This is a genomic window from Carboxylicivirga mesophila, from assembly GCF_018271975.1.
Taxonomy (GTDB): Bacteria; Bacteroidota; Bacteroidia; order Bacteroidales; family Marinilabiliaceae; genus Carboxylicivirga; species Carboxylicivirga mesophila.
In genome coordinates this window covers 1-26032 of sequence record NZ_JAGUCN010000007.1, presented here as the reverse complement: position 1 = coordinate 26032, position 26032 = coordinate 1, and the positions used below count along the sequence as shown (strand labels likewise).

Here is a 26032-nt window from a genome sequence, read left to right as displayed (position 1 = left end):
GTTTGAGCAATATTCAAAAGTACTGGTTTACTGATGATTGGTTTGAGCGTTTATTATCCAAAAATAACCAGGTTTTAACCAAACTCCTTATTGATTCTTCAGGAGAATTTGTTAATTCCTAGTTTAATTTCACTTAGCCTTACGCCCTTGCTTCTTCCAGGCTTCAGAATGTATCAGGCCAAGAAAAGTAGGATCTATCAATTCAGAGGTCCACTCATTTAGTATTAATTCCAATTCTTTCACTTTCTCAGGCATTTGGTCAGCTAAATTATTTTGCTCTCCAATATCCTCACTGAGGTTATACAATTCCTTTGTTTTCCCATTATTATGCATAACTAATTTGTAATCACCATCTCGTACACAATAACGTTGCTGATCAAACTTTCTTAAATAGATATTTTGATGTGGTGCTTTATTGCTATTTCCAGTAACATACGGAATGAGGTTAACGCCATCCAAGGGTTTATCCTTATTAATGGGCGATTTAGCCAATGCCGAGATAGTAGCAAAAATATCGAGTGATGATATTGGAAAATCATAAACCGTTGCATCAACCTGACTTTTCCAGCGCATAGCAAATGGCACACGGTATCCACCCTCATAATGTGAGCTTTTTCCTTCACGCAGAGGCCCATTATCGGATGCATTCTTTGTCTCAGGGCCGCCATTATCCGATAAGAAAAAGATGATTGTATTATCATCAATGGCTAATTCTTCTAATGTTTCAAGCACGCGACCAACACCATCGTCCAGAGCACTAACCATGGCGGCATAGGTTTTACGCTTGGTATCTTTAATATCAGGAAAGCGCTGAAGGTATTCATCCGTAGCTTGCAATGGTCCGTGGGGTGCATTGTAGGATAGAAACAGGAAGAAAGGTTCATTAGCATGACGTTTAATAAAGCTGACCGCTTCATCAGAAAACTCATCCGTCAGGTATTTACTTGTTTTTACAGGCGTATGATTTCGCATTATCCAGGTGCGATAGCTATCATGTTCACCTGATATGGCATAACTATCTTTGATGGTTAATTCCTCAGGAAAATAACGGTGTCCTCCGCCCAGGTGCCCGAAGAATTCGGCAAAACCTCTGTTAAGGGGATGATGTGTTGCCTTATGAGCTCCCATGTGCCATTTTCCAATGACAGTAGATTGATAACCTACCTGAGCCAATGATTCCGCTATGGTCATTTCATCGGTGGTCAGTCCCATATCAGGATCATCAGGACGATATTGCGGGTTACGTTCAAAACCAAAACGCTGCTGGTAACGACCTGTTAAAAAACCAGCACGACTAGGACTACATACCGAATAAGAAGTATAACCATTAGTGAACTTCACGCCTTCGCTGGCTATTCGGTCAATGTTAGGTGTTGGAATATCTTTACAACCATTAAAGCCCACATCAGCATAGCCAAGGTCATCGGCCATGATAACAATTAAATTGGGTTTAAGCTTTTTTACTTTTGCGTAAGTATCTATGGCTGATGAATAAACTACAGCAAGAACAATAGCTACAATATTAATAATTTTCATAATCTCTGTTTCTATAGTTTTACACCTAATATTTCGCAAACCTCTTTATACAAGCTAAGTTTTACCATCTTGTACTTATTATCATCAACTAAGTTCTTCCACTCATGAGGATCATTTTTATGGTGGTACAACTCTTCCGTACCATCTGCATAACGAATATATCGCCAATCTTTTGTACGGTACGAATAATGTTGTTCTTCAATAGCAGTCGAAGACCCGATATTTCCAACAATAGTTAATGCTCCCCTCGGTCCACGCCAAATTGTTTCCTCATCATTATCTAACAAGGGCACCATGCTATAGCCTCCTAATTTCCCACCTTCTTCATTAATTGTGTTACTTCCTGATAAATTACAGTAATCCAATAAGGTTGGATATATATCTACCAAAGAAACAGGCTGCTCAACCTTTGCTCCAACATGGGCATCAGGTGCCATTATCACCATTGGCACACGGGCACTTTCATCCCATGGCGAATTCTTAAACAGGTAATTTTTCTCTCCCATCTGCCAACCATGGTCAGCTGTCAGAATCACTATAGTGTTATCCTTAAATTTGGTTTTTTCCAAGGTATCCAACACCTTTCCAATCTGTTCATCAACAAAAGCCACACAAGCCAGGTAAGCCTGTAAGAAATGCTTTAATGCTAACTCACGGTCGCCATTATAAGACTCAAGCATTGAACGATAGTATCTAAAGCCTTTGTTATTAGGATTGATATTATCCTTCAGGAAGGTATCTTCAGCATCATTTTCTAACCAGGGAGCCAGCTCCAGTTCCTCAATTGGGAACATATCAAAGAAACGATCAGGTGCATGTATGGGAGTATGCGGATTGACAAATCCAACACCCATAAAAAAAGGCTGAGAACTATCTTTCGCCTCCAGTTCTTTCAGCTTATTACTCGCCCATTGCGCATGCAACTCATCCTGCATCAGGTCACGCTTATCATCACTCTCATAATTAAATGGCTTCTTATCCCTTCCATATACCCATGAATCACAGGTTGATAAACGGCCATATGAGCCATCAACAGGTCCAATTGACTGATAGGGCTGTGGCACTTTCGGGTGGGCCACCATTTTCTCACCATCAAAAGGAAACGGTCCATAATTGTGCTTGGTATTCATTCCCCACTCATCCCATGATTTTGGTTCGTTATTACCGTGTAGCAATTTACCGGTTCCAAGCGTGTAATAGCCATTCTCCTGAAAAAGCTGCATTAACGTCTTATTATGCTTTAATACCGGCTGTTTAGTTCGACCTGTCCAGCCAAAATCGTTTGATTCATGAGGATAAACACCTGTGAAGAGGCTGTTGCGTGACGGTTGGCAAACCGGCACATTGGATTGCGCATTGATAAATTGCACACCGGTAGCTGCCATGGCATCAATATTGGGTGTTTGCGCCTGCGGATGACCACCAAAAACACCTTGGTAATCGTTCAGGTCATCGCACATAATAAGTATGACATTGGGCTTATCAGTCTGGCTATAGCTCTTACTGAAAAAGCATAAAAGAAGAAATAGTAATGGTATTTGATATCTCATAATGCTTAATTAAAAAAGTAAAATTAGGCTTAACATTTCTGAAGCATGGTCAAATATCGGTCTGGTAATGACACTTAATTAACATTTTTCTTCATCTTACAAAAAAACTAAATCGATTGCGAAGAGGCTATACAGAGATTACCTGGTATTGGTTGAATATAAACATTGGTAAAGAAAGTGTAGACTAACTTTGCAATGAACAAAATTACATAAGGATTAACCTGCCCCACCTCAGATATTCAAAAAATGCCGGACATTTGCCCGGCATAATTCTAAAAAAAATGATTAATATGATTTATTCGATTTTACCATCAAGATCAAAGATTTTTAAAAAATTCCAAACCTCTTCAGAAGCATTAATATCCATATTTCCTTGATATCCCGGCCATTGATGACCGCCACCAGTAACTTTCAGGTGGTGAATTTCTACGCCATTATCACCATTCAAATACTCAAATCGTTCCACTGTACTGCCGTCTTCTGTATCGATATCCGGAATAGCGGATACAGTGGGAATGTTGTCGGTATTGTTATGCTCGATCCAAAAATCCAGACCTCTTTGCACAAATGCATAATTCGCTATTGGATCTTCCGTGCCATGTATATGAAATATAGACAAAGGTCTTGTTGGAATGCAATCACCAATAGCAGTTTGAAGCATTAGTCCTGTTACTGAGGCAATGGCGGCAATTCTATTACTGAGTCCACAAGCCAAAGTAAAACTAAAATTACCCCCGTTTGACATTCCGGTACTGTATATTCGCTTAGATTCTATTTTATAATCCTTCTCCAAATGGTCTAATATAGCTTCAATAAAATCAATGTCCGGGTTATTGTTTTCGCTTAGTGTCCATTTATTATCAATACCATTCGGATGAACAACAATAAAATTTTCATTTTCTGCAAGTTCATTAAACTTTGTGTATGCATAATTAAACTCCATATTGCTCGTCAGGCCATGAAACGACAGCAATAGCGGAAGTGAGCTTGTACCCATATAACTTTCAGGAACGTAAATAATATACTCTCTGGTGGTTCCGTTTACAACAAGTTCTTTGGTCATTTTTCCTGTCTGAACTTCATCTGCAGGAACATCTGGTGTTGCTTGCTGCTCATCTTTTGAGCAACAAGCAAATAGTATTACCAATAAAAATATGCTGATTCTGTGCATTATAGTTTTAATAATTTACTGTTTGTAATTGGGGTCATGGCTGTCCATTATTTGTTTCGCAATTTCATGTAAGTCAGTATTAAATCCGGTTTCATAGGTATTGGTACTTAGATCTACATTATAGATACTATTCAGCCACAATAGCGTACCTGTTTCAATTACTATTTGTCCCTGGTGCCCTTTATAATCCGTAAATATGGATGTTGCTTTGGGACCTGACATTGTAATATCATCTGACAATAAATCATGTTGCTGCATTTGTGCTAAATTAATTGCAGCCCATCCTGTAGGAATGGTAAAAATATTGGTTGAAGGAAATTCAATACGTAACCGATCTACCATCTCATGATGAACCATCTCATTGACAAAATAACCATAAAACTCTTGTATCGAATTGTATCCATGTTCTTGAACGAAAACATCCCATTCTGAAGGATAATCAACTGTCGGTATAGCTATAAAAACGCTTATGTCAGGATTGTTCCGTAATGCATATTCAATCCATGCACGGTGTCCCTCAATACGATCATCCGGGTTTTCATAATCATGCCCGGAAGTCATCCCGAAAAGTTCAACATCGCCTTGATCAAGAACAGCTTTTATTTCTTTATGTTCATTGCTTTCTAAATCGTTCCAAAGATTTATTGGTTGTCCATTTGCACCTCCCCTGAAAACTATAGTAGCATTGTGATTCTCAATACCGGCATCCAACGCTAACACTTCTAAATTATTCGCATAAGGTTTAAAAAAACTATTGCCTATCAGTAGCATATTATAACCTTCAGGTGGTGAAGGGTCTTGTATTGTATTATCATTTTTACTGCATGATAAAAACATAATCATCACAGCGACTATCAAAAAATTTAACTGAATCATTCTATTCCCTTATTTATTCTTTCGGACTATTCTTACTTAATATTCTTCGAAGAGTTTCTATACCTGTCATATCAGAAAATGTGCTGAATCTGTATCAGGTATAATTGGTATTGTAGTTTTTTACTCAACCCTCAAACTTTGCCTCTCAACTATAAAATCATACGACAATTCGAATAGGCCTTTTCCGTTTACTGTAGCATCCCAGGCTCCATGACCAAAGCCTTCTAAAGTAACAAGCTTACTATAAATACCTAAATTGTCATATATACCCTGCAATTCTATTGCTTCTTCAAAAGGCGTAACAGCATCATACTGATCGCCATGTGCCATAAATAATTCTGGGTCGTTGGCATCATATCTGTTCAATCCATATACCGATTCAAACACATCTAATTTTATATTCGATCCCCAGAAATAAACCATACTTCTTACAGTGTAAGTCTCATTTAGGTTTGTAGTAGAAAGTGTAGGGTCGTCAGTAATAGAAATTTCGTCTCTAAAGTCTTCCTGATTTGAAATTCCTAAAGCTATGGTAGTAATTGATCCAGCTGAAGCACCACCAACCGTAATAAAGTCAGCATTTATGTTATAAGTGTTCGAATTGGCCACAATCCAGCGAAGGGCCGCTTTAGCATCTCTTTGGGTGGTGTACATAGCAATGCTTTGTTGAAGCTGCTCTATCGTTTCTGCTCCCTGAAAGGCATTCTCCATCCATTCTTGCGGTGCAATTCCTTTATAAAACATTAATACTTCTTCCCTTGACATTCCATTTATTGAACCTAATTCCTCAACAGTTCTATAATCTATCGAAACAAACACCCATCCTCTTGAAGCGTAGTACTTCCCCATCTCTACAATTTCAGGCTTAGTCTTTGTTCCGCCTTTAAATCCACCACCATGAATAAACATAAAAACAGGTCTGTTGTCGGAATTATTATCGGGGTAGTACACATCTAGTTTTTGAGGTATTGCCATAGGAGAAGTACTTGTGCTATTATGACCAAGCCCATCTGCATAAGTAATATCTTCATCTGTCAAAACTGTATATGAAGATTCAGATTTAACCACAGGTATTACATTATCCGGCTTAATTGATTCTTCTTTATCACAAGCTGTAAACAGTAAGACAGTCAAAATCGTTACGTAAACTATTTTATTCATATCAATCAATTTATTATCTCTATTACTGTGTTTTCGTATACATTCATAACTTACTATGATAACCCCATTTACCCCTTAACCGCATAAGTTTAAGTTTACCCTACCCATTTCTTAGTTTTTTTTATGTCTTTTACGTAACTATTGAGTATTAAGGATCAAGGCAGTAATATTAATAAAAGCAAAAGCCACTTTCAGTGAGTGAAAATGGCTTTAAACTATTATTCTTAAATCTTATCGTACCACCCTACCGGAAGCACTACCGCCCATCAAGGCTTCCACTTCTGATCTGGTTAAAAAATTAAAGTCTCCTTTGATTGAATGCTTTAAACAGGATGCAGCAACAGCATATTTAATGGCTTCTTGTGGCTCAGACAATTCAGGTGTTGTTAATGCAAAGATCAATCCACCTGCAAAGGAATCACCACCGCCTACCCGATCAACGATATTCTTTATTTCATATGATTGATAATTTCCATCAGCATCTACAGGTGCAAAGAATGAAGTATCTGACTTGGCATCGTAAAGCATAGCACCCCAGTTGTTGTGCGTAGCAGACAGGCTCTCGCGCAATGTAATGGCCACCTTGCTCACATTTGGGAACTGTTGAACCACCTGGCGTGCCACATCCGGATAACGAGAAGTATCCAATGATCCTGAGTGTACATCAGTATCACCAGCCTGAATACTTAACACATCGTGGCAGTCTTCCTCATTGGCAATCACCACATCGATAAATGGTAATATCTCACGCATGGTAAGCTGAGCCAGTTCTCGTGCTGATTTGGCAGCATCCCACTTCCACAATTTGCCACGGAAATTCAAATCAACAGACACAATAGCGCCTGCTTCTTTGGCTTTTTGAGCTGCTACCAACGTGGCTTCTGCAGCATTTTTTGATAGTGCAGGCGTGATGCCACTTAGATGTAACCATTGTGCTCCATCGAAAATACCGTCCCAGTCATATTGGTCAGCTGCTGTAATAGCCAACGCTGAATCCTCTCGATCGTATATAACATTGCTTGGACGCTGATTGGCACCGGTTTCCAAAAAATAGAGTCCTAAACGTCCATTGTCGGTACGCAACACATAGCTTACGTCAACACCAACGGCTCTAACTGAATCCATTGTTGCTTCAGCTAATGCATGCTTAGGTAAAGCCGTCACATAACGTGCTTTTCCACCAAAATTACATATCGAAGCAGCCACACTGGCTTCAGCACCCGCATAGGTAACTTCAAACTCTCGAGTCTGACGTAATCTTAAATTATCTGGTGAGGCCATGCGCCCCATTATCTCGCCAAATGTTACTATTGTTTTCATAATTCTAGCATGAGTAGTGAGAATTAATGAAATGAGTACGAGATAAAACAATTTCATATTCCTGTCATTTCACTCATTGCTCACCTCTCAATTATCTCTTAATCTTTAAAATCTTCTAATATCTTTAATCAACTGACTTATTTCATGTGCATTTTGAGTTATGGCTGCCCATTGTTCGCCCCTAATCAAATCCTGTTTGGCAATCCATGAACCACCAATTGCAGTTATCAATGGCGATTTAAGGTATTCAGCAGCATTATTAATACTTAAACCTCCAAGGGGAATAAACTTGAGATTCAAATAATTGTATGGAGCGACCATGTTAGTCAAGTGCTTCATACCTCCTGAAGTTTCTGCCGGGAAGTACTTTAATATACGGCATCCCTGCTCCAGTGCCATTTCAATATCACTAGGTGTTACAATTCCGGGAGCAAAGGATAAACCGTAATCCTGTGCTGCGGCAATCACTTTGGGGTTACAGCCCGGTGCCACGGCAAAATCAGCTCCTACTTTTGCGGCATTTTGGACTTGTTCAACCGTTAGTACCGTACCAAAACCAAGGGTAATCTCAGGCAGCTCATCTTTAATAGCATTGGCAGCCTCCCAGGCTACTGGCGTTCGAAGGGTTAGTTCAATGGCTGACACCCCACCTGCCAATAAGGCTTTGGCAACAGGCATCGCATGCTTCACTTCATCAATTACCAGTACGGCAATAACGCCGGCATCGTCTACTTTTTTTATGATATCAGGCGCCATGGCCTTTTGTGCAATTGGCTGCATCTTTGTAATTGTAATGATTAGAATGTAATGTTATACTCTCCTTCTGTCAGGTTCATTGTTGTTGCATCTCCTCGTAACTCCTGCTTATTTACCCATACAGTCCCCTTTGCATCCAAGCTTTTTATATCCACATCAATTTGAATACCCTGAGGAATGACCAACTTGAGACTTTGCTTCTTGCCAACCTTCCACTCAATTTGCATTTGAGCATTTCCAACCGGTATAACCCCCTTCAGATTTTCGACACCCGAATCGATGTATTTTAATGCCCATCTCTTCAGTCCTGGCTCAACAGGTTCCAAGCCAAATAAATACCCGGCAAACAAGGCTGGCGGAAAGGCACTCTCAGTTTGGGCATCACTGCGGGTTTTACCAGGCATAAACTTGCCTGTTCGACCTGAGCCATGCAACCACCACTCTTCCCAAAGTGTTTGGTTGGTATTCTCAGCCAGCATGTGGTTAAAGCGCTTATTTAACAGCTCAAACGATGCTTTCACAGAGCCATATTCACATAGACCTTTGTGTAAATAATAGGACATGGCCGGTGTTACCGTGGTCATGCCGGAATTTCGCTTCACAAAATCATTGTCCTCCTCTACTATGTTTTGTGAAATCTTATTGCCTTGTTCCTGTGTGGCGATGTGCAATGCAAGAGCCATAGCATTGGCGTGTTCGCTGACTTGCATTGATTGTTTTCCGTCGACAACTGCATCCACGAACAAACCGGATTCTTCATTCCAAAACAGCTTTTGAAGACTACCTCGTAAAGTCTTAGCTTTTGACATATAGCCATCGTAACTTTCCTCTTTTAGCCAATTCAATAGCTCTGAATAATTCTCCAGGGCTTCGAGGTAGTGAGCATTCAAAGTGAAATTAGCGCCACTACGATCATTGACTGCATGATCGAGCCAATAGGCATAGGGCGGATTATCAATCAAACCATGTTCATTCGTAAAACCATGTAAGAGTTCTAAAAGACGTTCTGCTGCTGGCAGTAACTGCCTAACAGTTTTTTCATCACCACTATACAAATAATAGTTCCATAAGCTTTTTAGCCAAAAACAATTAGAATCCAATATTACCATATAGTCGCTTGTTGCCAGTGGGGCATACGCCGGCATAATACCATCGGCCATTTGCTCCTGAGCAATCTGTATCAAATAACGGCGCTGCAAAGCCATGCCACCAAAGATGTAATAATTGCCCAAGGCACCATAATACCCTGTTTGGGCATACTGGCGACGCTCGCGATAGTTATCAGTAATGGCATCCGTGGTGCAAATCTCAATCGTTTTGGCTGAAGCTGTAAAGAAATCTTTTACCCATGGGGCATCTGCTGATTCCATGAGTCCTTTCTGTTCAAAAGGGTATGAAATATGTCGCAATGCTATTTGATTTATTGTGACCGGATATCCGGAATTCTCTACCCAGACGGCCATATAACGACATGGTTTGAAATAAGACGCCTCCCATAAGTCCCTCTTCCCTGATAGTGTGATGCGGTCTTCGTATTTTGCATCCACCAGACTGGCACAAAAATGGTTATTCAACACATATGGTGCACATAATACACGTATTTGTGTTCCGGATATCCCCTCAATGTTAATTAAGGGAAAGCCATTCATTACTTTCCCAAAATCAAAGAGTAGCAGGCGGCCTTTCTCATCTTCCTGAAAAACCAATTCAAATCGTTCTTTTTTGCTAATGCCTCTGCTAATGGCTTTATCAACTGTCCCATCCAAAAGGACTTTTTCACTAACCAATCCTTGAGGATATTCTAAGTAGTTTTTTGTAAGAATAAGTGTTGGCTTCAACAGCAACTCTTCCTTTAACATAGGAATATCGCGCTTGACCAACTTAATCCATGGATTTATTGAAGCAGTAGCTCGTACACCTTTCTGATGCGCTGGCCAACCTGCATTACGCATCAGTTCATGGGCGAAAGACCAAGAAGAGTCATCAAAGTCTCCAGTAAACCAAGCATGGCTGTAGGATCGCATATCTACATTATCACATACATCACGCTGAAAACGGCTGATGACAGGAGACTCCTTATCCCAGCTACTATCTTCCATCAATCGCCATGAATCATCGGAAACAATCACCTGATTGTCCACCTCCATCTGCACCAATAAGCCGGCCCGTGCTTCAAACTGATAGGATTGAGCGCCAGGTTCAAACACCACTCTAACAGCTATCAGGTTTTTTCCTTCCCGTAAAAAACCTTTAACATCAATACAATCATAGGACTGATGATGAGCGGCACTGCGCGCAGCTCCCCGATTGACATATTGACCATTGATGTATAGTTGATAAAAATCTGAAGCTGTAATTTTCACTATTGCCTGCTTAGGAGAGGTACCCAGCTCAAAACTCTTGCGAGCCATAACAGCTTCAGCCTGCAGCTCCTCCTCAGCCCAAATCCATTTAGCTGCCCAATGCTTTTCAATAGCTGATGCCTTGAAAAAAAGAAGGCTAAATAGAATATTAATAAAAAAATATCTCACTATTAATTTATTTTTTTAACATCAATGCTGCACCATAGCCACAGCCATATACAGCATTGTGTTATTATTAGTAATTATTGCTGCGCTTCACCTGCTGCATAATTCATGATATTAAACAGTAGCTTTTCGGCCACCGGGTCTTTGTCCAGAAAATCGATAATGCGTAAGGTTGACATCAGCATTTGTCCTTTTCCAATGTTGGCCTCCATTACATCTGCTGCCCACCATACTTCGCCCGGCCCGTTATAATGGCGCACCATTATGTCATTGTTGGGAAAATGGTCGTAACCAATCATACCCGCAATATATTGCCCTTTAATTTTCGACATGGATTCAACAGGATGTACATTCTCATACACACCATGCATAATCATATTGGTGGACAGTCCATCAAACACCGGATGCTCAGTTACGATATGTGATTTAGCTGCCCAGCCGCCACGTGTGGCCCACTTGGCATGCAGTTCAGCACTAAGCGGTAAAGCATCCACCTCCACTTCGTGCAGTTCCCGGTCGAACCCAGGTATTTTATTGCCAACGGTTTCTAAAAACACAGCATATCCCCCTTTCTCAACAAAGGCTTTTACATCCATGGCAGCTTTCTGATAGCGCTTATCCTTCTTTTGACCTTTACCTACCAAGACCGGAATAGATTTATCCAAGTTTTCTGTAAACTCAAGGTATTGAACTCCTTTAGCATCCAGGAATGCCTTCAGACTTCCTTCAAAATCGACCACCGCCACATTAGCTACAGGTGTTGCTAACTGAACTTCAGTAAAGACATCAAAAGGCTGTGCATTTTTGGTAATCACCTCTCCATCTTCATTAATTACGTTTACTTCTACCGTATAGGTGCCAGAGTAATATTTGGTTTCCAGTTTAACATCCATAAAAGTCGAAATACCGGATGTGAAAGTGATATTCAGCTTCTCTGACAACACCACCTTTTTACTGGTATCCAGAATCTGTACTTCGACAACAGCCTTTTCATCTACTAACTCACTTACACCAAATACCTGCAACTGCGCTCCTTTTTGTGCATAAACATTACGCGGTAAAATGCGTATTGGAGCTATCTGTGGCTGATTAGCTGCTTTGGTCATATCATAAACCAGAGTCTTTGGATTTCGCCATAAATCAAGCAAACCGGCGCCTAACACCCAGTCACCTCCCACTAGTGCATGCACACAATAGCCCTTAACGATTGAATTTAAGCGGATAGCTTCTAACATGCGCTTATTAGCTATTCCATGTATTTTTTGTTCTTCCAAATAAAGGTCGTGTACATTTGAATAAATCTTATCAAACCCAACCTTCTTTAATGCTGTCACATAGCCATCATTCAGTGCTTTATGGTAGACCGGTGGTGCAACTATGGGATTACCTTTCTTATTAAACTCCTCACTATTGCTAATCAAATCCGGCGTGCTGCCATAACCTACCTCTGACAGATAAGTCATCATGCCAGGTACCACATGTTTCCCGTAGCCTTTAGCATCAATTATTCCAGAATTTTCCTTCTCCTCTTTTGTTTTAGCGGTAGCCAGGTATCCATTAAACTCTTCCTCGCACACCTGTGAGCCACTGTAATGGTGAATATCGTTGAATTTCTTTGGTATACATTCATAAGGCAGATAAATATTGGCACCTTCACCCCAGCCTCCTGACTCATCGAGAATCATACGGGTAGGATCCAGCTCCCTCGCCAAAACCGACATTGAATTGAGCATCTGCGTTAAAATAGGGCGGTTAATCTCGTTAAACAACTCCCATTGCACAATACAGGTGCGGTTACGATTATTGAGAATGGTTTCTCTTAGCTCATTTTCAACCACATGAGATAAACGCGGTGTTGATATTGGCCTGAGCATACACTCAGTCACTAAACTTCCTACAGTCAGAACACCAAGCGAGTCACACAAGTCCAACCACATAGGTGGGGCCGGCTTTCGCCAGGGACGAATCATATTAAACCCAGCTTCTTTGGCGAGAGTAATTTCCTTAATGGCCATCTCGCGGCTATCCGGATAGGCCAATTTGACAGGATAAAGTCCCTCAAAAAAGGTGGCTTTCAGATATAGTGGATTACCGTTTAAAGTGAACTGATCATCTTTGACAGAAAACTCGCGCATCCCAAATTTAACCGACCACTTATCTTCAAGTACTTTGTCATCCAATACGCTAACATTGGCCTTATATAAGTAAGGATTATCCATTGACCAATATTTGGCATCCTCAATTTTCATTGACCAGCTCAATTTGTTTTTACCGGGTAAAGCCACGATGCTCTCTTTCCTGTAAGCAACAACGTTTCCTTCTGAATCTTCTATGCTAACCTCAACTAATTTGTTGTTTGTAAAGGCATCTGCATTATTAACGGTCATATTCAATACTGCCTCATTAGATGCAATACGCGGCTCAATAAACACATCGGCCAAATGCGTATGTCCCTTGGCGCTCAGGTTTACGCCTTGCCAGATTCCACCAGTGATGGCACCACGCCACATGGGCACTTCCTGACGGCCCATGCCATCAATGCGCTTATCGGTGAGAATGATGGGACTCACCACCCTGACCATAATGGTATTTTCCACACCGAACTTGAGGAGTTTATCAATACGGAAGCTGAAAGGCGTGTAACCACCTTCGTGAAAACCTACCACCTGTTCGTTTATCCATACTTCTGAATAATAATTCACAGCATCGAAATCAATCTCCACAATTTTACCTTCCCAGTTGGCCGGAATGGTAAAGTTTCTGGTATAAAACCCAACTCCTTCGTAGTTTTCCTCTGTCTCCTCCCAACAAGAGGGAACCTCAATGTGCTTACTTTCCAGCTTGCTGAATTCTTCATTCAGAAACCACTTCTTCACTACTCCTTCATTTGCATCATCAAAAACGATGTTCCAGGTTCCATTTAAAGAAATGGTATTGCTGTTGTTTTGAGCGCATGCCGCTGATGAAATTAATAACAGCAAGGCAACAATATTTGTAAAGTACTTTATCATCAGTCATTTAATTAATCAACTACGTATTTGGCTAATGCATCCGCATTCACATCCACCCCTAAACCTGGTCGGTCAGGCACCTGCAGATAGCCATTTTCGGGCACAATCAAGGGTTCAATCAATACATCGCGCAACTCATTTTCTGTTCTGTCCAATTCCATCCATGGGGTTGAATCGAACATACGACCAGGAATTACATCCAGATTGGCAATTAAATGCATAGCAGCATGCAAAGCAATGCCAGTACCCCAGCTGTGAGGCACTACTTCAACACCAAAGGTATTGGCCATGGCAGCAATTTTTTTCACCTCTGTCAACCCTCCGGCCGCTGCAATATCAGGCTGTGCGATGTCCACAGAATCATTCTGAAATAACTGTAAAAAACCGTATCGTAAGTATTCACATTCGCCACCTGCTATTGGGATATGGGTTTTGTCGCGCAACTGCTTATAACAGTTATAGTGCTCAGGAGAAACCGGTTCCTCAAACCAGGCAATATCCAGGTGCTCAATTTTTCGTGCCAATAACGTGGCTTCTTTCAATGAATAGGCATGATTGGAATCAATCATCAGCTCCATATCCTCTCCAATTGCTTGACGAATGGCTGTCACATACGCCACATCTCTGGCAATGCCCAAACCAACCTTCATTTTGAGTCCTTTAAAACCTTGCCGCTTGTACTCAATCGCCTCATCCACCAATTCCTGCATTTGATTATTACATTGGGTGAAATACAGACCTGTAGCATATGGCTTTATCTTTTCGCGCTTTCTGCCACCCAACAAGCTTGAAATGGGCATATTAAAATGCTTTCCTTTAATATCCCACAACGCAATATCTATTGCACTTAAAGCTGCCAGGATAACACCACGTCTTGCATAATCCAGTGAACGACGGTACATCGTTTGCCACACTGTTTCATGTTCCAGTGCATTCATTCCTGTAATAAACGGTTTAAAGAACTCTATTCCGGCTTTTACCAAATGAGCAGGACCATACCCTTCCCCCCAGCCATAGGTACCATCTTCGGCAGTTACTTTAACCAAACAGATAGTGCGTGTTTTGTATTCCCATTGAGAGAAGTAAAACGGTTTATTTAGTTCCTGACTAACGACATAGGGTTCTATTTCAACTATCTTCATCAACTTATTTTCTTGTTATTTTCAGGTGAGTTCCTTCTTACACCATATTGGCATATCCAAGGATTATACTTGCAATAATTAGTACTGCAAGTCCTATTAATAATAATCGGAATGGCTTAGCCGCCCCATTCCACTCTCCGGCCCTATAGGCCCAGAAATTACTTACAATTAAGGACAATCCAAGTAACATGGGCCATCCTATTACACCGCCAATAGGACCAATTAATGCGGCTCCCTGGCCATATATCCCCAGCGCTCCAAACCAAAAAACACTTGCTAATATGGCCCAGCGATAGGCTTTGCCTGAACCCTCAACCTTGAAAGATCTCCATGATTTATTTTTGACCAGCAAAAAGATGGCATATCCCGCGTTCATAATAAAGGCCCCCATTAATACAACTACCCAAGCTGCCAAACTGGCATTTCTGTCGATGGCCCCCATGCTTTCTGCAAGCTTTGCGATGGGAGCAGCTTCAACGAAACCGACATTTAATAAGGCCGATAGAACACCACAGCTAACAGCAATCAGTATTCCTTTCAGAATATTGGATTTATCACCGGATGCTTCCGAAGTCAACTTATCTTTATCAATACCTGCTTTGGCGGTAATAGTTACGCCTACGAGGGTAATAAGCAATCCGGCTATAACATAAGGGAATTGAGGTAAAGAAGTGGAATTTTCCATTCGTAACAATGGAATTAAGGCTCCAACAGAACCGGCTAGCCCCATAACAATGCCCATGGTTAGTGATAACCCAATGTAAGGCACACTAACACCGAATAAGATTCCGCCAATTCCCCACAGAAAACCAAACAACATGGCAATAAATACAACACCTTGCATATCAGGATTTGAAAATGAGTTACCTAAAACATCAAATAAATCCGGCACAGCGATGCAGGCCCATCCCATAGGTAAAATAATCATGGCAATAATCACGTGAACCAGCCACCACGACTCCCATTTTAAGGGAGCCATGTATTTCATCCCCAAACCAAATGATCCCTGAAAAATACTGGCAAATACTATTAATAAAAAAGGTAAGAACATTGCTTCCATAAGGTAATTCTTTAACGGTAGATTTTATGAGTTGAATAAGTTTTATTTGGCAACAGACACTCGTTTTTTCACGAGGTAATCATCCAATGCCAGGTGAGAGCAATCATGACCAATTCCACTATTTTTAATACCTCCATGTGGCAGATAAATAGAGTATTTAACACCGTTAACCTGTACCTCTCCAAACTCCAATTCGGCACTGAATCGTTCGATACGTGCATGGTTATTGGTGAAAATGTAAGATGCCAAACCGTATTCGGTATCGTTAGCCATTTCAAGCACCTCATCGTCTGTAGAGAATTTATACAGAGCTGCAACCGGACCAAAAATCTCTTCCTTCGCCACACGCATCTTTGTGTTCACATTTGATAGAACCGTTGGCTCAATCCAGTTCCCTTTCTCTTTACCTTCCGGTATTTTAGCACCTGTTTCAACCACAGCACCCTTCGAAACAGCCTCATGAATCAAGTCGAACATCCTGTCACGATCTTTGAGCGTTACTACAGGTCCCATATCTGGTTTCTCATCTTTTCCAAAACCAAGTTTTAGTGCTTTTGCCTGTTCAACATAAGCAGATAGAAACTTATCGTAAATGTCTTCATGCACAAATATGCGATTGGCTGCCACACATATTTGTCCGCTATTACCAAATTTTAGCCCTATCGCCAAATCCAATGCTTTATCAAAGTCAGCATCTTCAAAAACAATAAATGGTGAATTTCCTCCCAACTCCATGCTTAACTTCTTGATGGATGTTGTGCTATCGGCAATCACTCGTAGACCTGTTTGCGTGGATCCAATCATCGTCAACACATTCGTTTGTTTACTTTTAGTTAATATATCTGCTACATTATCAATGCTTCCGGCAATAATATTTACAACCCCAGCCGGGAAGTTGATGTCATGCATAATCTTGCCTAACAAATAAGCCGACAATGGTGACAAGGAAGAAGGTTTAATAATCAAACTGCATCCGGCGGCTAAAGCCGGCCCTAGTTTAAAACCGACATTTAATAAAGGGAAGTTCCATGCCAGGTAAGCCACCGCCACACCAGCAGGTTGATGCACCATCTTATGCGTATGTGTCCCTTCGTAATCCGGAATCTGCTCATCCCGCAAGTTTTTCATGGCGTTTGGATACCATTCTAATCCATTAACCACCGCCTCAATATCCTCCCAGGCACCTTCATAGGTTTTTCCCATTTCGTGAACCATAGCCTGACGCAGCAGTTCTTCATTCTCCAATACAGCCTGACGCAACTTCATCATCCAATTGGTGCGTTCTGTCAATGGTAACTTTGACCAGTAAGAAAAGCCTTTACGGGCGGCTTCAATAGCTCTTTCGGTATCTTCTTTAGCTGCTTCTGCGATTACCGCAACCGATTCTCCTGTAGCCGGACAAATTACATCCGTTTTAAACTGTTTACTGGAGTCGATTAGCTCGCCTCCTATGTATAATTTCTGGTATCCAAAATTCATTATCCCTAACTTTTATATGTTTTCTCCGTTTTTACCACGAAACAAATGTACACTGTAGTCCAGGTCGATACTTTGCATTTTTTATCCAACAATAACCAGTTATTAACCAGATAAAATAAATCAGACTGGCGGATTCATTAGAACTCGCCAAAAAATCTAATTTGCAATCCAAACAAAACAACTCTTCTAAAAAACATCCTGTTTATCAAGCAGAACAGGCTTTAGTTTGACATTCCTTATTGATCGGATAGTATCTGCTTCGAAAATCCCTTGGCGTAGTTTTCTTGATTTCCTTAAAAACACGGTTAAAGCTGGTTAACGAATGAAAACCTGATTCGTAACAGACCTCAGAGATAGTCATGTTTCCATTTATAAGTAATTCACATGCCTTACCTACTCTAAATTCATTAATAAACTGAAAAATCGTTTTATTTGTCCGATCCTTAAAAAACCGACATAACGAATTTGGTGTCATGGCAGCTTCTCTAGAAATTTCATCTAATGACACCTGCTGTAAATAGTTATTTACAACATAATCAATTACCTTACTGAGACGTTGGTCATCAGATTTTGAATCCGATATTATAAAGTGAGTAGATGCCAATAATTCTTTATCAATCCCATCGGCCAGTATCGATAAAATCTTTAACAAGGTTATGATACGTATGGCTCCACCGCATGAAGAAATTGCAACCAGCAATTCACGTACTTTGGAAAGCGTCACATTTCCAAATCTGATTCCTCGTTGAGCTAAATCCAAGAGCCGCCTTATATTGTCAAATTCTGGTATCGATAAATATGCACCTTTACTGAATTCTTTACCAAATTTAAGAACAACGACATCCACATCATCAGAATCATCCTGCATTTTCCACAGATGAGGAAGACCAGAACCAACAAGAACCAAATCGCCATCATTAAATTTTTCCAAATGGTCACCAACCATTCGGATTCCTTTCCCTTTTAAATGATAAATCAACTCAAATTCTGCATGAAAATGCCAGTTTTGTTCACTATGAGGCAGTTTGATACGCTCAATAGAAACTGATTGATTGATAACACAATTAGTCGATTTATATTTTAGCTTCATGTTGAATTGATTAAAAAGAATTGCTAATAAAATTACCTCTTCCCATAACCAATCGATGTTAAATTTACATTAGAATATAACACAAAACATACAAATTCAATTTGTGCTATCGTTTGTTAATTTTCTGTTCATTCTTTTTTTATTGAATGGGTAAGACGATAACTTCATTCTATTAGCATTAACTTTCTTATTTAAACAATCTTATAAATCTTATTATAACAGGATTATTAGTTATTTCTGCCTCACACAACCTTTAGATTACCTGAGATAAATTAACACTGATATACTACTAAATTACTTAAATTATAAATAGGAAACTCAAGACTTCATCGCATCAGAAACTAGACAGAATAGCCATTTATTTAAAGTATCAATATCTCTTTTTACGCGATAGTCAGCAGGTAACGTTTGGGCATGTTTTGAATAGATTTCAACTTTATTAAACAAAAATCATATTGTTCCTGCTCAATCAAGTATCCTTGATTGTGCGATAAACCATCTTCAACAAATAAAAAGCTTAACTGATAATTATAAGATGCGGAATAAATTAACAAATAATAAAACAAGATGATTCCAAAGAGTAGTACCCTTATCTTTAGCATCATATTTTCTTTCGGCAGTGGTTAATTTCGTTTAGAAGGTTAAGTAAGCAGTGTACCATTAATATGAATATATTCAAATGTATTAAGTATATGGTCTTATTACCTTCTTACGACTAAACCTATTAAATAAAACAGCTATTTGCATTACTCACTATAATTATTGACATTTGTTTTTATTTAATAAATATCAGAAGAGACGATATCGAGACCCTTATTTTTAAGTGCTTTATAAAAGACTGATTTAGAATATTATATCAATTAAGATACGATCCCGCCGGGATCACAAAAAAGCCTGTAAATCGTTTGATTTACAGGCTTTTTCTTTTTATTCATTGTGCAATTAATCAACTAAAATAAGCTAATCTTCAAATACGCCTAATTGAAAACATAAAAAAAGCCTGACCACAAAAAGATCAGGCTAAATAGGAAATATCCCCTATACAGTATTTTATTTCAACTCCAGCTTCTGTGTCTTAGAGTAGTTTTCACCACGTATAGCTTTAAAAGCTTCTAGCATCTCGGCTAGTTTATCCGGATGAGATTCTGCCACATTATGTTGTTGACTGATATCCTCTTTCAGATTATACAACTGAAATACTTCATCGTTACCCAATTCAATATTAACATGGTGATTCTTTTTAGCTCCTTTGTATGGCGGAATCATTAACCAGTCACCTTTTCGCAATGCGGTGCGGGTGGTAGCTTCAATAACAAGTGATTCGCGACCTTGTGCACTTTTGCCTAATAGCACATCCAGCATATCCTCACTATCGGTAGTTGTTTCCTCTGTTCCGGTTAACTTAGCCAATGAGGCCAGTAAATCCATCTGGCAAACTAAGGCGTCAGACACACCTGGCTGAATGGTACCTTTCCAGTAAGTAATGAATGGTACACGTGTGCCGGCTTCAAACAGGCTGTATTTGCCACCACGCAACGGACCGGCTGGCATATGCTTACCTAACTTCTCAACTGCATCGTCATAGTATCCGTCGTTTAATACTGGTCCATTATCACTTGAGAATATAATGAGCGTATTCTCAAGAATGCCTTCTTCATCTAAAGTCTTAATAAATTCACCAATACACCAATCAGCCTCCAGAATAACATCACCACGGGGCCCCATGCCTGATTTGCCTTCAAATCGCGGATGTGGTGTACGCGGCACGTGCGGCTGCTGCATGGCATAGTACAAGAAGAACGGTTGGTTCTTATGCGTCTTCACATAGTCCTGTGCTTTACCCAGAAAATGGTCGGCCATATCTACGTCGCTCCACTTAGCCGCTTCGCCCCCTTTCATATAGCCAATGCGAGGTACTCCATTCACAATAGTTGCATTGTGTCCATGGTGCCACATCATCTCGCACAACTCAGGATTGTCCTTGCCTGTTGGCTGACCTTCAAAGTTTTTATTGTAATCCACTTCAATCGGATCATTGGGGTCCAGTCCTTCAACCAAACCATCCTTTAAATAAACAGTAGGTACACGATCCTGTGTAGCCGCCATGTAATAGGCATAATCAAAACCTACTTCGTTTGGACCTGGTGATACCGCTTTATTCCAATCTACATGGCCGGTGCCTAAACCAAGGTGCCATTTACCCACCAATGCTGTTTGATAGCCTTGCGCTTTCAGCATCTTAGGCAACGTTACCTGGGCCGCATCAATAATCAATGGTGCTGTGCCAGGCAGTATTTTGGCATTCTTATTTTTCCAGGGATAAACACCTGTTAGCAGGGCGTATCTACTTGGTGTGCAGGTAGCCGATGACGCATAGCCATTGGTAAATTTAATTCCTCCATTGGCTAGGGCATCTATATTTGGGGTCTGTAATTCAGTAGCTCCATAGCTGCTCAAGTCACCATAGCCCAAATCATCGAGGTAGATCACTACCACATTGGGCTTTTTAGCTCCCTCATCACTAATCTCTTTACTAGTTGGTTTGCATGCTATTAAACCAGCAATAACAATTAGCAAAAATCCTTTTAGATAGTTCATTTGAATCTTTTTTATTATTGATAATTAAATACTTTATTGTCTGTATGATGGATTGTTAGGCATTAAACCCAAACTACCCAGAAAATCAACTGCAGCAGCTTTTGCATTGTAATTGCGTCCTTCAAGCTCACGCGATGCTCTAACCGTTTCGATAAAAGGTGTTTTATCATTGATATACATCAGGTAGTGAATGGCCATTAGTGCCAGGTTATTATCCGGATGGAAACAAAACTCCTTGAGCAATCCTTCGGCCTTTTTGTCGGCCCATTGATTCCAGGCCATGGCGGCAGCTGTTATGGCTACAGGTGCATATGTATCATCCATAGCCTTTCTGATAGCCTCAGCGTGCTTCAACAATATATCTGCAGGTTGTGACCTAAGTCCCACAGCAGCCCAATAGCGAACTATCTGATTGCTATCTGATAAATTTACCACTTGTTCTCCGGCTATCATATCCCCCCTGTTACCGGCCAGCCATGCGCTATTCAGTATATCTTCAATGGCGAATGCAGTACCCATACGATACTCATAAGGCGACTGTTCTTTCGCAATCCTCTCCAGCTCATATTCGGGCAACAGCATCACATCTCTTGCATTCAGCATTTCCTGTTTAAGCAGTTGTCTCATCTTATTGAGTACCTCCTGATGCTTTTCATCGTTAACCAGGTTATTCAACTCCCATTGATCATCATCGATGTTGTAAAGATACTCGGCAGGACGTGCTTCAAACAGTCGTTTTTGTACAGGATTAAGCAAATTTTGTTCATAATCTCTACGCATCTGTTGCTTGATGTCACTAATCTCCATATAACGGATATACCTTGCCTCGGGGATGAACGGCATAAAATTTCGGGAGTACAGGTATTTGCCATTGGTAACAGTGCGTACCATATCAATGCCGTTATCTGCCCGATCGGATGATAATACCAGGTAATTAGTTTCATCGGAGCGGTTCTCCCCCATCAACACGCGCCCGGTCAGATGCTCAGGTACTGCACCCCTGGCCAGGCTAATCATCGTTGGCGCCAGGTCTTCAAAACTTACCAACTCATTGCTTGTCACTCCACCTGTTCCCCATGGCGACAAATGCTTATATTTTTCAGGAAACCACATAATGAAAGGCACCCTATAGCCCAGGTTGATACCATTGGTTTTACCTCGTGGAATGCCTTCGCCATGATCGGCATAAAAAATGATAATGGTATTTTCCTTTAATCCATCAGCTTCCAATCGTTGCAATAAGGCACCAATTTTATTATCGGTCAGCTTAAGGGAGTTATAAACACGGGCAAACTGCTTACGCATAGCAGGCGTATCGTTATAAAACGGAGGTATTTCGAATTCATTCTCCGCAATGCGCTCATCTACATCCAGCTTATTTAACACTTGTTTTTTATACCAATCATAGGTATGAGTCATGGTACGCGATTGGTGCGAATCCATAAAATTGAAAATCGCAAAGAATGGCTGTCCGTCAGCCCTGTTCCACCAACCAGCGCTATCCGAACTTTCATGCCAGGCTTCAGCAGTGTAAGCCTTTTCATCACTTACATTATAGTCTGTTTTCTTATTATTGGTAGTGTAATAGCCCTTCTGCTGAAGGTAATAAGGAAATCCTTTTATATAATCAGGTATCGTTATCGTACTGCGGTGATTGCCGGTTCCGGTTTTATAGGTTTTAACACCAGTTATAATAGCTGTGCGGCTAGGCGAACAAACTGTACCCGTTGAAAAGGCATTATTAAAATGCACTCCTTCACCGGCCAGCTGATCGATAACAGGCGTGTTAGCGTCTTTATTACCATAGCACCCAATAAAGTGAGGCGACGTATCTTCAATGGTTATCCAAAGGATATTGGGTGGTTCAACAGACTTTACCTGACAAGCAGCAGCAAGTGCCAGAATAACTATGCTAAACCAGTGCAATCGGAGGTTTTTTTTCATTATGTTGCTTTATCGTGATAGATTTTGAGTTTACTACCGCAAGTTGCAACATCTCTTTTAAAAGTACGAGCCAATTTTAATCAGAAAATGGTACATTATCATTCTTTGATAACGTACCACAATTATCATATAGGAGTGCATAGAGAACCATATCGGTTATTATCCTAACTGTATATCTGCATTTTATAACATCCCTGTTGCAAAGCTACTCAACTCATTCACTCAACAGAGGATTTAATCAATTATATGGTCATTCTCATAATCCTGTTGAATGTACTTCGCCACTCAATTATAGAACAAGATTAAAGATTGCCAACTTCCAGATTTTGTTTTAAGAATAATAATAAGTCAGAAACCTTGAAAAGAAGCACTACAGACAATGATAATATAACCAACTTCATATATGTCAATTTTACAGAGAGAAAAGTAGTCAGTCATACAGAATAACTGATTAACCTGTGAGAAGCTTGAGAGGAATTGAATCTGGAATTGATATAAAACAAAAGCGAAGCAGACTGCTTCGCCTTCTTAAGAAATTATATTTCCTATCTAATTATTTTTTAGAAAAAATAGTTCACATCTTCTTATAATAAAGATGCCAAGTTATCGCTATATTCTTTTCATCATGTGTTCAACCTCACGAATCTGAGCAGTCAATAGGTTTTGCTTATCCAATTTCTTAGCATCCAGCAAATAGATTTTTGCCAGCTTTTTATTTCTCTTCGACAGGTAAAATCCCGATAGATTCAACTTTGCCATCGCCTGATCACTTTTGAGGCGTAGCCCGGTTGAAAGTGCTTTCTTGAAGCTTTTTTCAGCTTTGGATGGCTGATTGGTTTGTGCTTGCGTTAGGCCTAAAAGGTAATAGTAATAAGCCTCCTGAGTCTTAATCATATTTTCAGGTTGCTTCACTCTTGAAAGAATGCGTTCTACTGTCTGAAATTTGCTTTTTCGAATAAAATAAAACGCCAACAGGTTCATTTCATTCTTAAAATGAAACAAAACAAAAAACAATGAGATAATAACTGTAAGTACTCCCCATCCAACAATGCCATTAACAAAAAGAAAAACCGATAAAATAGTTAGAATGACGGCCGCGATTAATCGTATATATTTCATGATGCTTTTTAATGATTTAAGGGCACAAAACAATGCATTTTATGCAATAAAACAAGCGTTTCATCACTATCATTTTCTTTGGTATCGTTATTACATTGTAAAACAACGCAGTAAAAAATGCATTTTTTAGTATATAATTAGAACTGCGCCTTATCACATGTCAACCTTCAAAATGAATTTGCTGACTGTTTAGTTTGCCGCATAACTTTTATACCTGTAACAAAGTCTTGAACTCTACTATTTCAAAGCATTTCTTTTGATATGCTTTGCTTGTTGTGAGCGCAGTTTGAATTATCTCTGACAAAATGAGCAACGATTTTCGCCAGCATATCAACATTTAACCTTTAATTCAAGGTGATTCTTTCCGTAGGATAAAACCTATTTCTTCTTTTTATATGGATTTCTTTTGGTCAAAGGAAACTGAGGGTGCCCGGTTCTGGCATTATTCATTAAATTCAGCAGCTCCTGGCATTTTTCAGGATGATTATCAGATACCTCAACACACTCCGACACATCAGAATACATATGGTACAATTCAATCTTATTATTCAGCACAAACCTAAGCAGTTTCCAATCTCCTTTTCTGATTAACTGCACAGGTCCTTTACCTTCATTAAATTCCCAATACATATAATCATGTCGCTTTTGATTAATGGAATCACCCAATAAAGCAGATAAGAATGAGATACCATCAATTTCATTATAAGTACATGTTTGACGCGTCATTAATACTTTCAGGGTCACAATTCCAATAAAACTTCCAAGTTTCATTTTTGTCGTTAAATTAGTACCTATATTGAATTATAAAGAATCAAATCAGCTGCAACATAGCAATATGTAATTATACAATAACCAGCACATTTTTGGTCTTTTGTGTTCCGACAATTAATCAGCCATGCGGGTGTTTACATTCACACATCTTACCATATTCATTGGGCTGCAGTGCTTTAATAGCTGCCTAAAGCATCAGAAATACCGAATAACAACATTCAATTGAATTATGAATAGTACAAAGCATTAGGCCATAATAAAAGGAGCCCTCAATTGAAAGCTCCTTGTGAAATCAAGTAATTATTGTAAATGATTATTTCACAAAACCTGTAATACTGGTTAGTTTTTAATGAACTTTATTGTGTGATTGAAACCTGTTGCCTGGATATTTAAAATATAAACACCTGGTGATAAGCCGGAAATATCCATCTTCATAACAGATTCGGCAGTTTCATAGTTATCAACCACTGAACCATTACTATTTATCAGAGAAATAACCACTCTGCCTTCAACAGCTCCCAATTCAACATTAACAAAGCTGGAGGCCGGATTTGGATAGATGGTAACAGGCCTGTTATTTAATCTACCAATTGCCGTTACTGTTACATTAACCGGTTCAGATGTTACTGAACCACAGGTTCCATTCGTAATTATTACCGAATAATTGCCTGTTTTAGTTACTGTGTAGCTTTGGCTTATAGCTCCATCAATTGACGTATTATTACCATCAACATCAATCCATTGATAGGTCATTCCGTCTTGATTAGCTGTTAATACATTTCCCTCTACTGATACGGTATTATCAATAATGATGGCAACCGGCGCTTCTGCAAAAACAGATACGCCCATATCGTTGGCACAATCAACTGTGGCTGTACCCGTTACCGGTGTTTTGCAGGCCTTGCTAATTGAGTATGAAT

General features: G+C 39.8%; 18 protein-coding genes. All 18 read right to left on the bottom strand.

What is annotated here, in order from left to right; genetic code table 11:
• Positions 1–129 precede the first annotated feature (129 nt).
• Positions 130–1536, bottom strand: a complete 1407-nt coding sequence (locus KEM09_RS07710) for a sulfatase (protein ID WP_212227350.1) — start codon at positions 1534–1536, stop codon at positions 130–132.
• Between the two features lie 11 nt (positions 1537–1547).
• Positions 1548–3086: a sulfatase gene (locus KEM09_RS07705; RefSeq protein ID WP_212227349.1), complete on the bottom strand. Its 1539-nt coding sequence runs from the start codon at positions 3084–3086 to the stop codon at positions 1548–1550.
• 295 nt (positions 3087–3381) lie between these two features.
• Positions 3382–4257 carry a CE1 family esterase gene (locus KEM09_RS07700; RefSeq protein ID WP_212227348.1) on the bottom strand — a complete coding sequence of 292 codons (876 nt, stop codon included), beginning with the start codon at positions 4255–4257 and terminating at the stop codon, positions 3382–3384.
• Positions 4258–4272: 15 nt separating this feature from the next.
• Positions 4273–5133 carry a hypothetical protein gene (locus KEM09_RS07695; protein ID WP_212227347.1) on the bottom strand — a complete coding sequence of 287 codons (861 nt, stop codon included), beginning with the start codon at positions 5131–5133 and terminating at the stop codon, positions 4273–4275.
• A gap of 120 nt (positions 5134–5253) precedes the next feature.
• Positions 5254–6294, bottom strand: a complete 1041-nt coding sequence (locus KEM09_RS07690) for a prolyl oligopeptidase family serine peptidase (RefSeq protein ID WP_212227346.1) — start codon at positions 6292–6294, stop codon at positions 5254–5256.
• 231 nt (positions 6295–6525) lie between these two features.
• Positions 6526–7614 (bottom strand): sugar kinase, encoded by a 1089-nt coding sequence (locus tag KEM09_RS07685; RefSeq protein ID WP_212227344.1) that lies wholly within the window; start codon positions 7612–7614, stop codon positions 6526–6528.
• A 105-nt stretch (positions 7615–7719) separates the two neighbouring features.
• Positions 7720–8394: a bifunctional 4-hydroxy-2-oxoglutarate aldolase/2-dehydro-3-deoxy-phosphogluconate aldolase gene (locus tag KEM09_RS07680; protein WP_212227342.1), complete on the bottom strand. Its 675-nt coding sequence runs from the start codon at positions 8392–8394 to the stop codon at positions 7720–7722.
• 17 nt (positions 8395–8411) lie between these two features.
• Positions 8412–10901, bottom strand: coding sequence for a family 78 glycoside hydrolase catalytic domain (locus KEM09_RS07675; RefSeq protein WP_212227340.1), 2490 nt, complete (start codon positions 10899–10901; stop codon positions 8412–8414).
• 74 nt (positions 10902–10975) lie between these two features.
• A complete protein-coding gene (locus KEM09_RS07670; protein WP_212227338.1) occupies positions 10976–13909 on the bottom strand; it encodes a glycoside hydrolase family 2 protein in 2934 nt (977 codons plus the stop codon).
• Between the two features lie 11 nt (positions 13910–13920).
• Positions 13921–15051, bottom strand: a complete 1131-nt coding sequence (locus tag KEM09_RS07665; protein WP_212227336.1) for a mandelate racemase/muconate lactonizing enzyme family protein — start codon at positions 15049–15051, stop codon at positions 13921–13923.
• 37 nt (positions 15052–15088) lie between these two features.
• Positions 15089–16111: an L-rhamnose/proton symporter RhaT gene (locus KEM09_RS07660; protein ID WP_212227334.1), complete on the bottom strand. Its 1023-nt coding sequence runs from the start codon at positions 16109–16111 to the stop codon at positions 15089–15091.
• 42 nt (positions 16112–16153) lie between these two features.
• Complete coding sequence (locus KEM09_RS07655; protein WP_212227333.1) at positions 16154–17590, bottom strand: NAD-dependent succinate-semialdehyde dehydrogenase; 1437 nt, start codon at positions 17588–17590, stop codon at positions 16154–16156.
• 205 nt (positions 17591–17795) lie between these two features.
• Positions 17796–18680 carry an AraC family transcriptional regulator gene (locus tag KEM09_RS07650; protein ID WP_212227332.1) on the bottom strand — a complete coding sequence of 295 codons (885 nt, stop codon included), beginning with the start codon at positions 18678–18680 and terminating at the stop codon, positions 17796–17798.
• A 1050-nt stretch (positions 18681–19730) separates the two neighbouring features.
• Entirely contained in the window at positions 19731–21278 is a 1548-nt protein-coding gene (locus KEM09_RS07645) for a sulfatase family protein (RefSeq protein ID WP_212227331.1), read from the bottom strand.
• A gap of 33 nt (positions 21279–21311) precedes the next feature.
• The gene (locus KEM09_RS07640; RefSeq protein WP_212227330.1) at positions 21312–23222 is read right to left on the bottom strand and encodes a sulfatase family protein; all 1911 of its coding nucleotides are present in this window, start codon (positions 23220–23222) and stop codon (positions 21312–21314) included.
• Positions 23223–23831: 609 nt separating this feature from the next.
• Positions 23832–24341 (bottom strand): tetratricopeptide repeat protein, encoded by a 510-nt coding sequence (locus tag KEM09_RS07635; RefSeq protein WP_212227329.1) that lies wholly within the window; start codon positions 24339–24341, stop codon positions 23832–23834.
• 378 nt (positions 24342–24719) lie between these two features.
• Positions 24720–25112, bottom strand: coding sequence for a hypothetical protein (locus KEM09_RS07630; protein ID WP_212227327.1), 393 nt, complete (start codon positions 25110–25112; stop codon positions 24720–24722).
• 339 nt (positions 25113–25451) lie between these two features.
• The coding region (locus KEM09_RS07625) for a T9SS type A sorting domain-containing protein (protein WP_212227325.1) at positions 25452–26032 on the bottom strand (581 nt) is incomplete at its 5' end.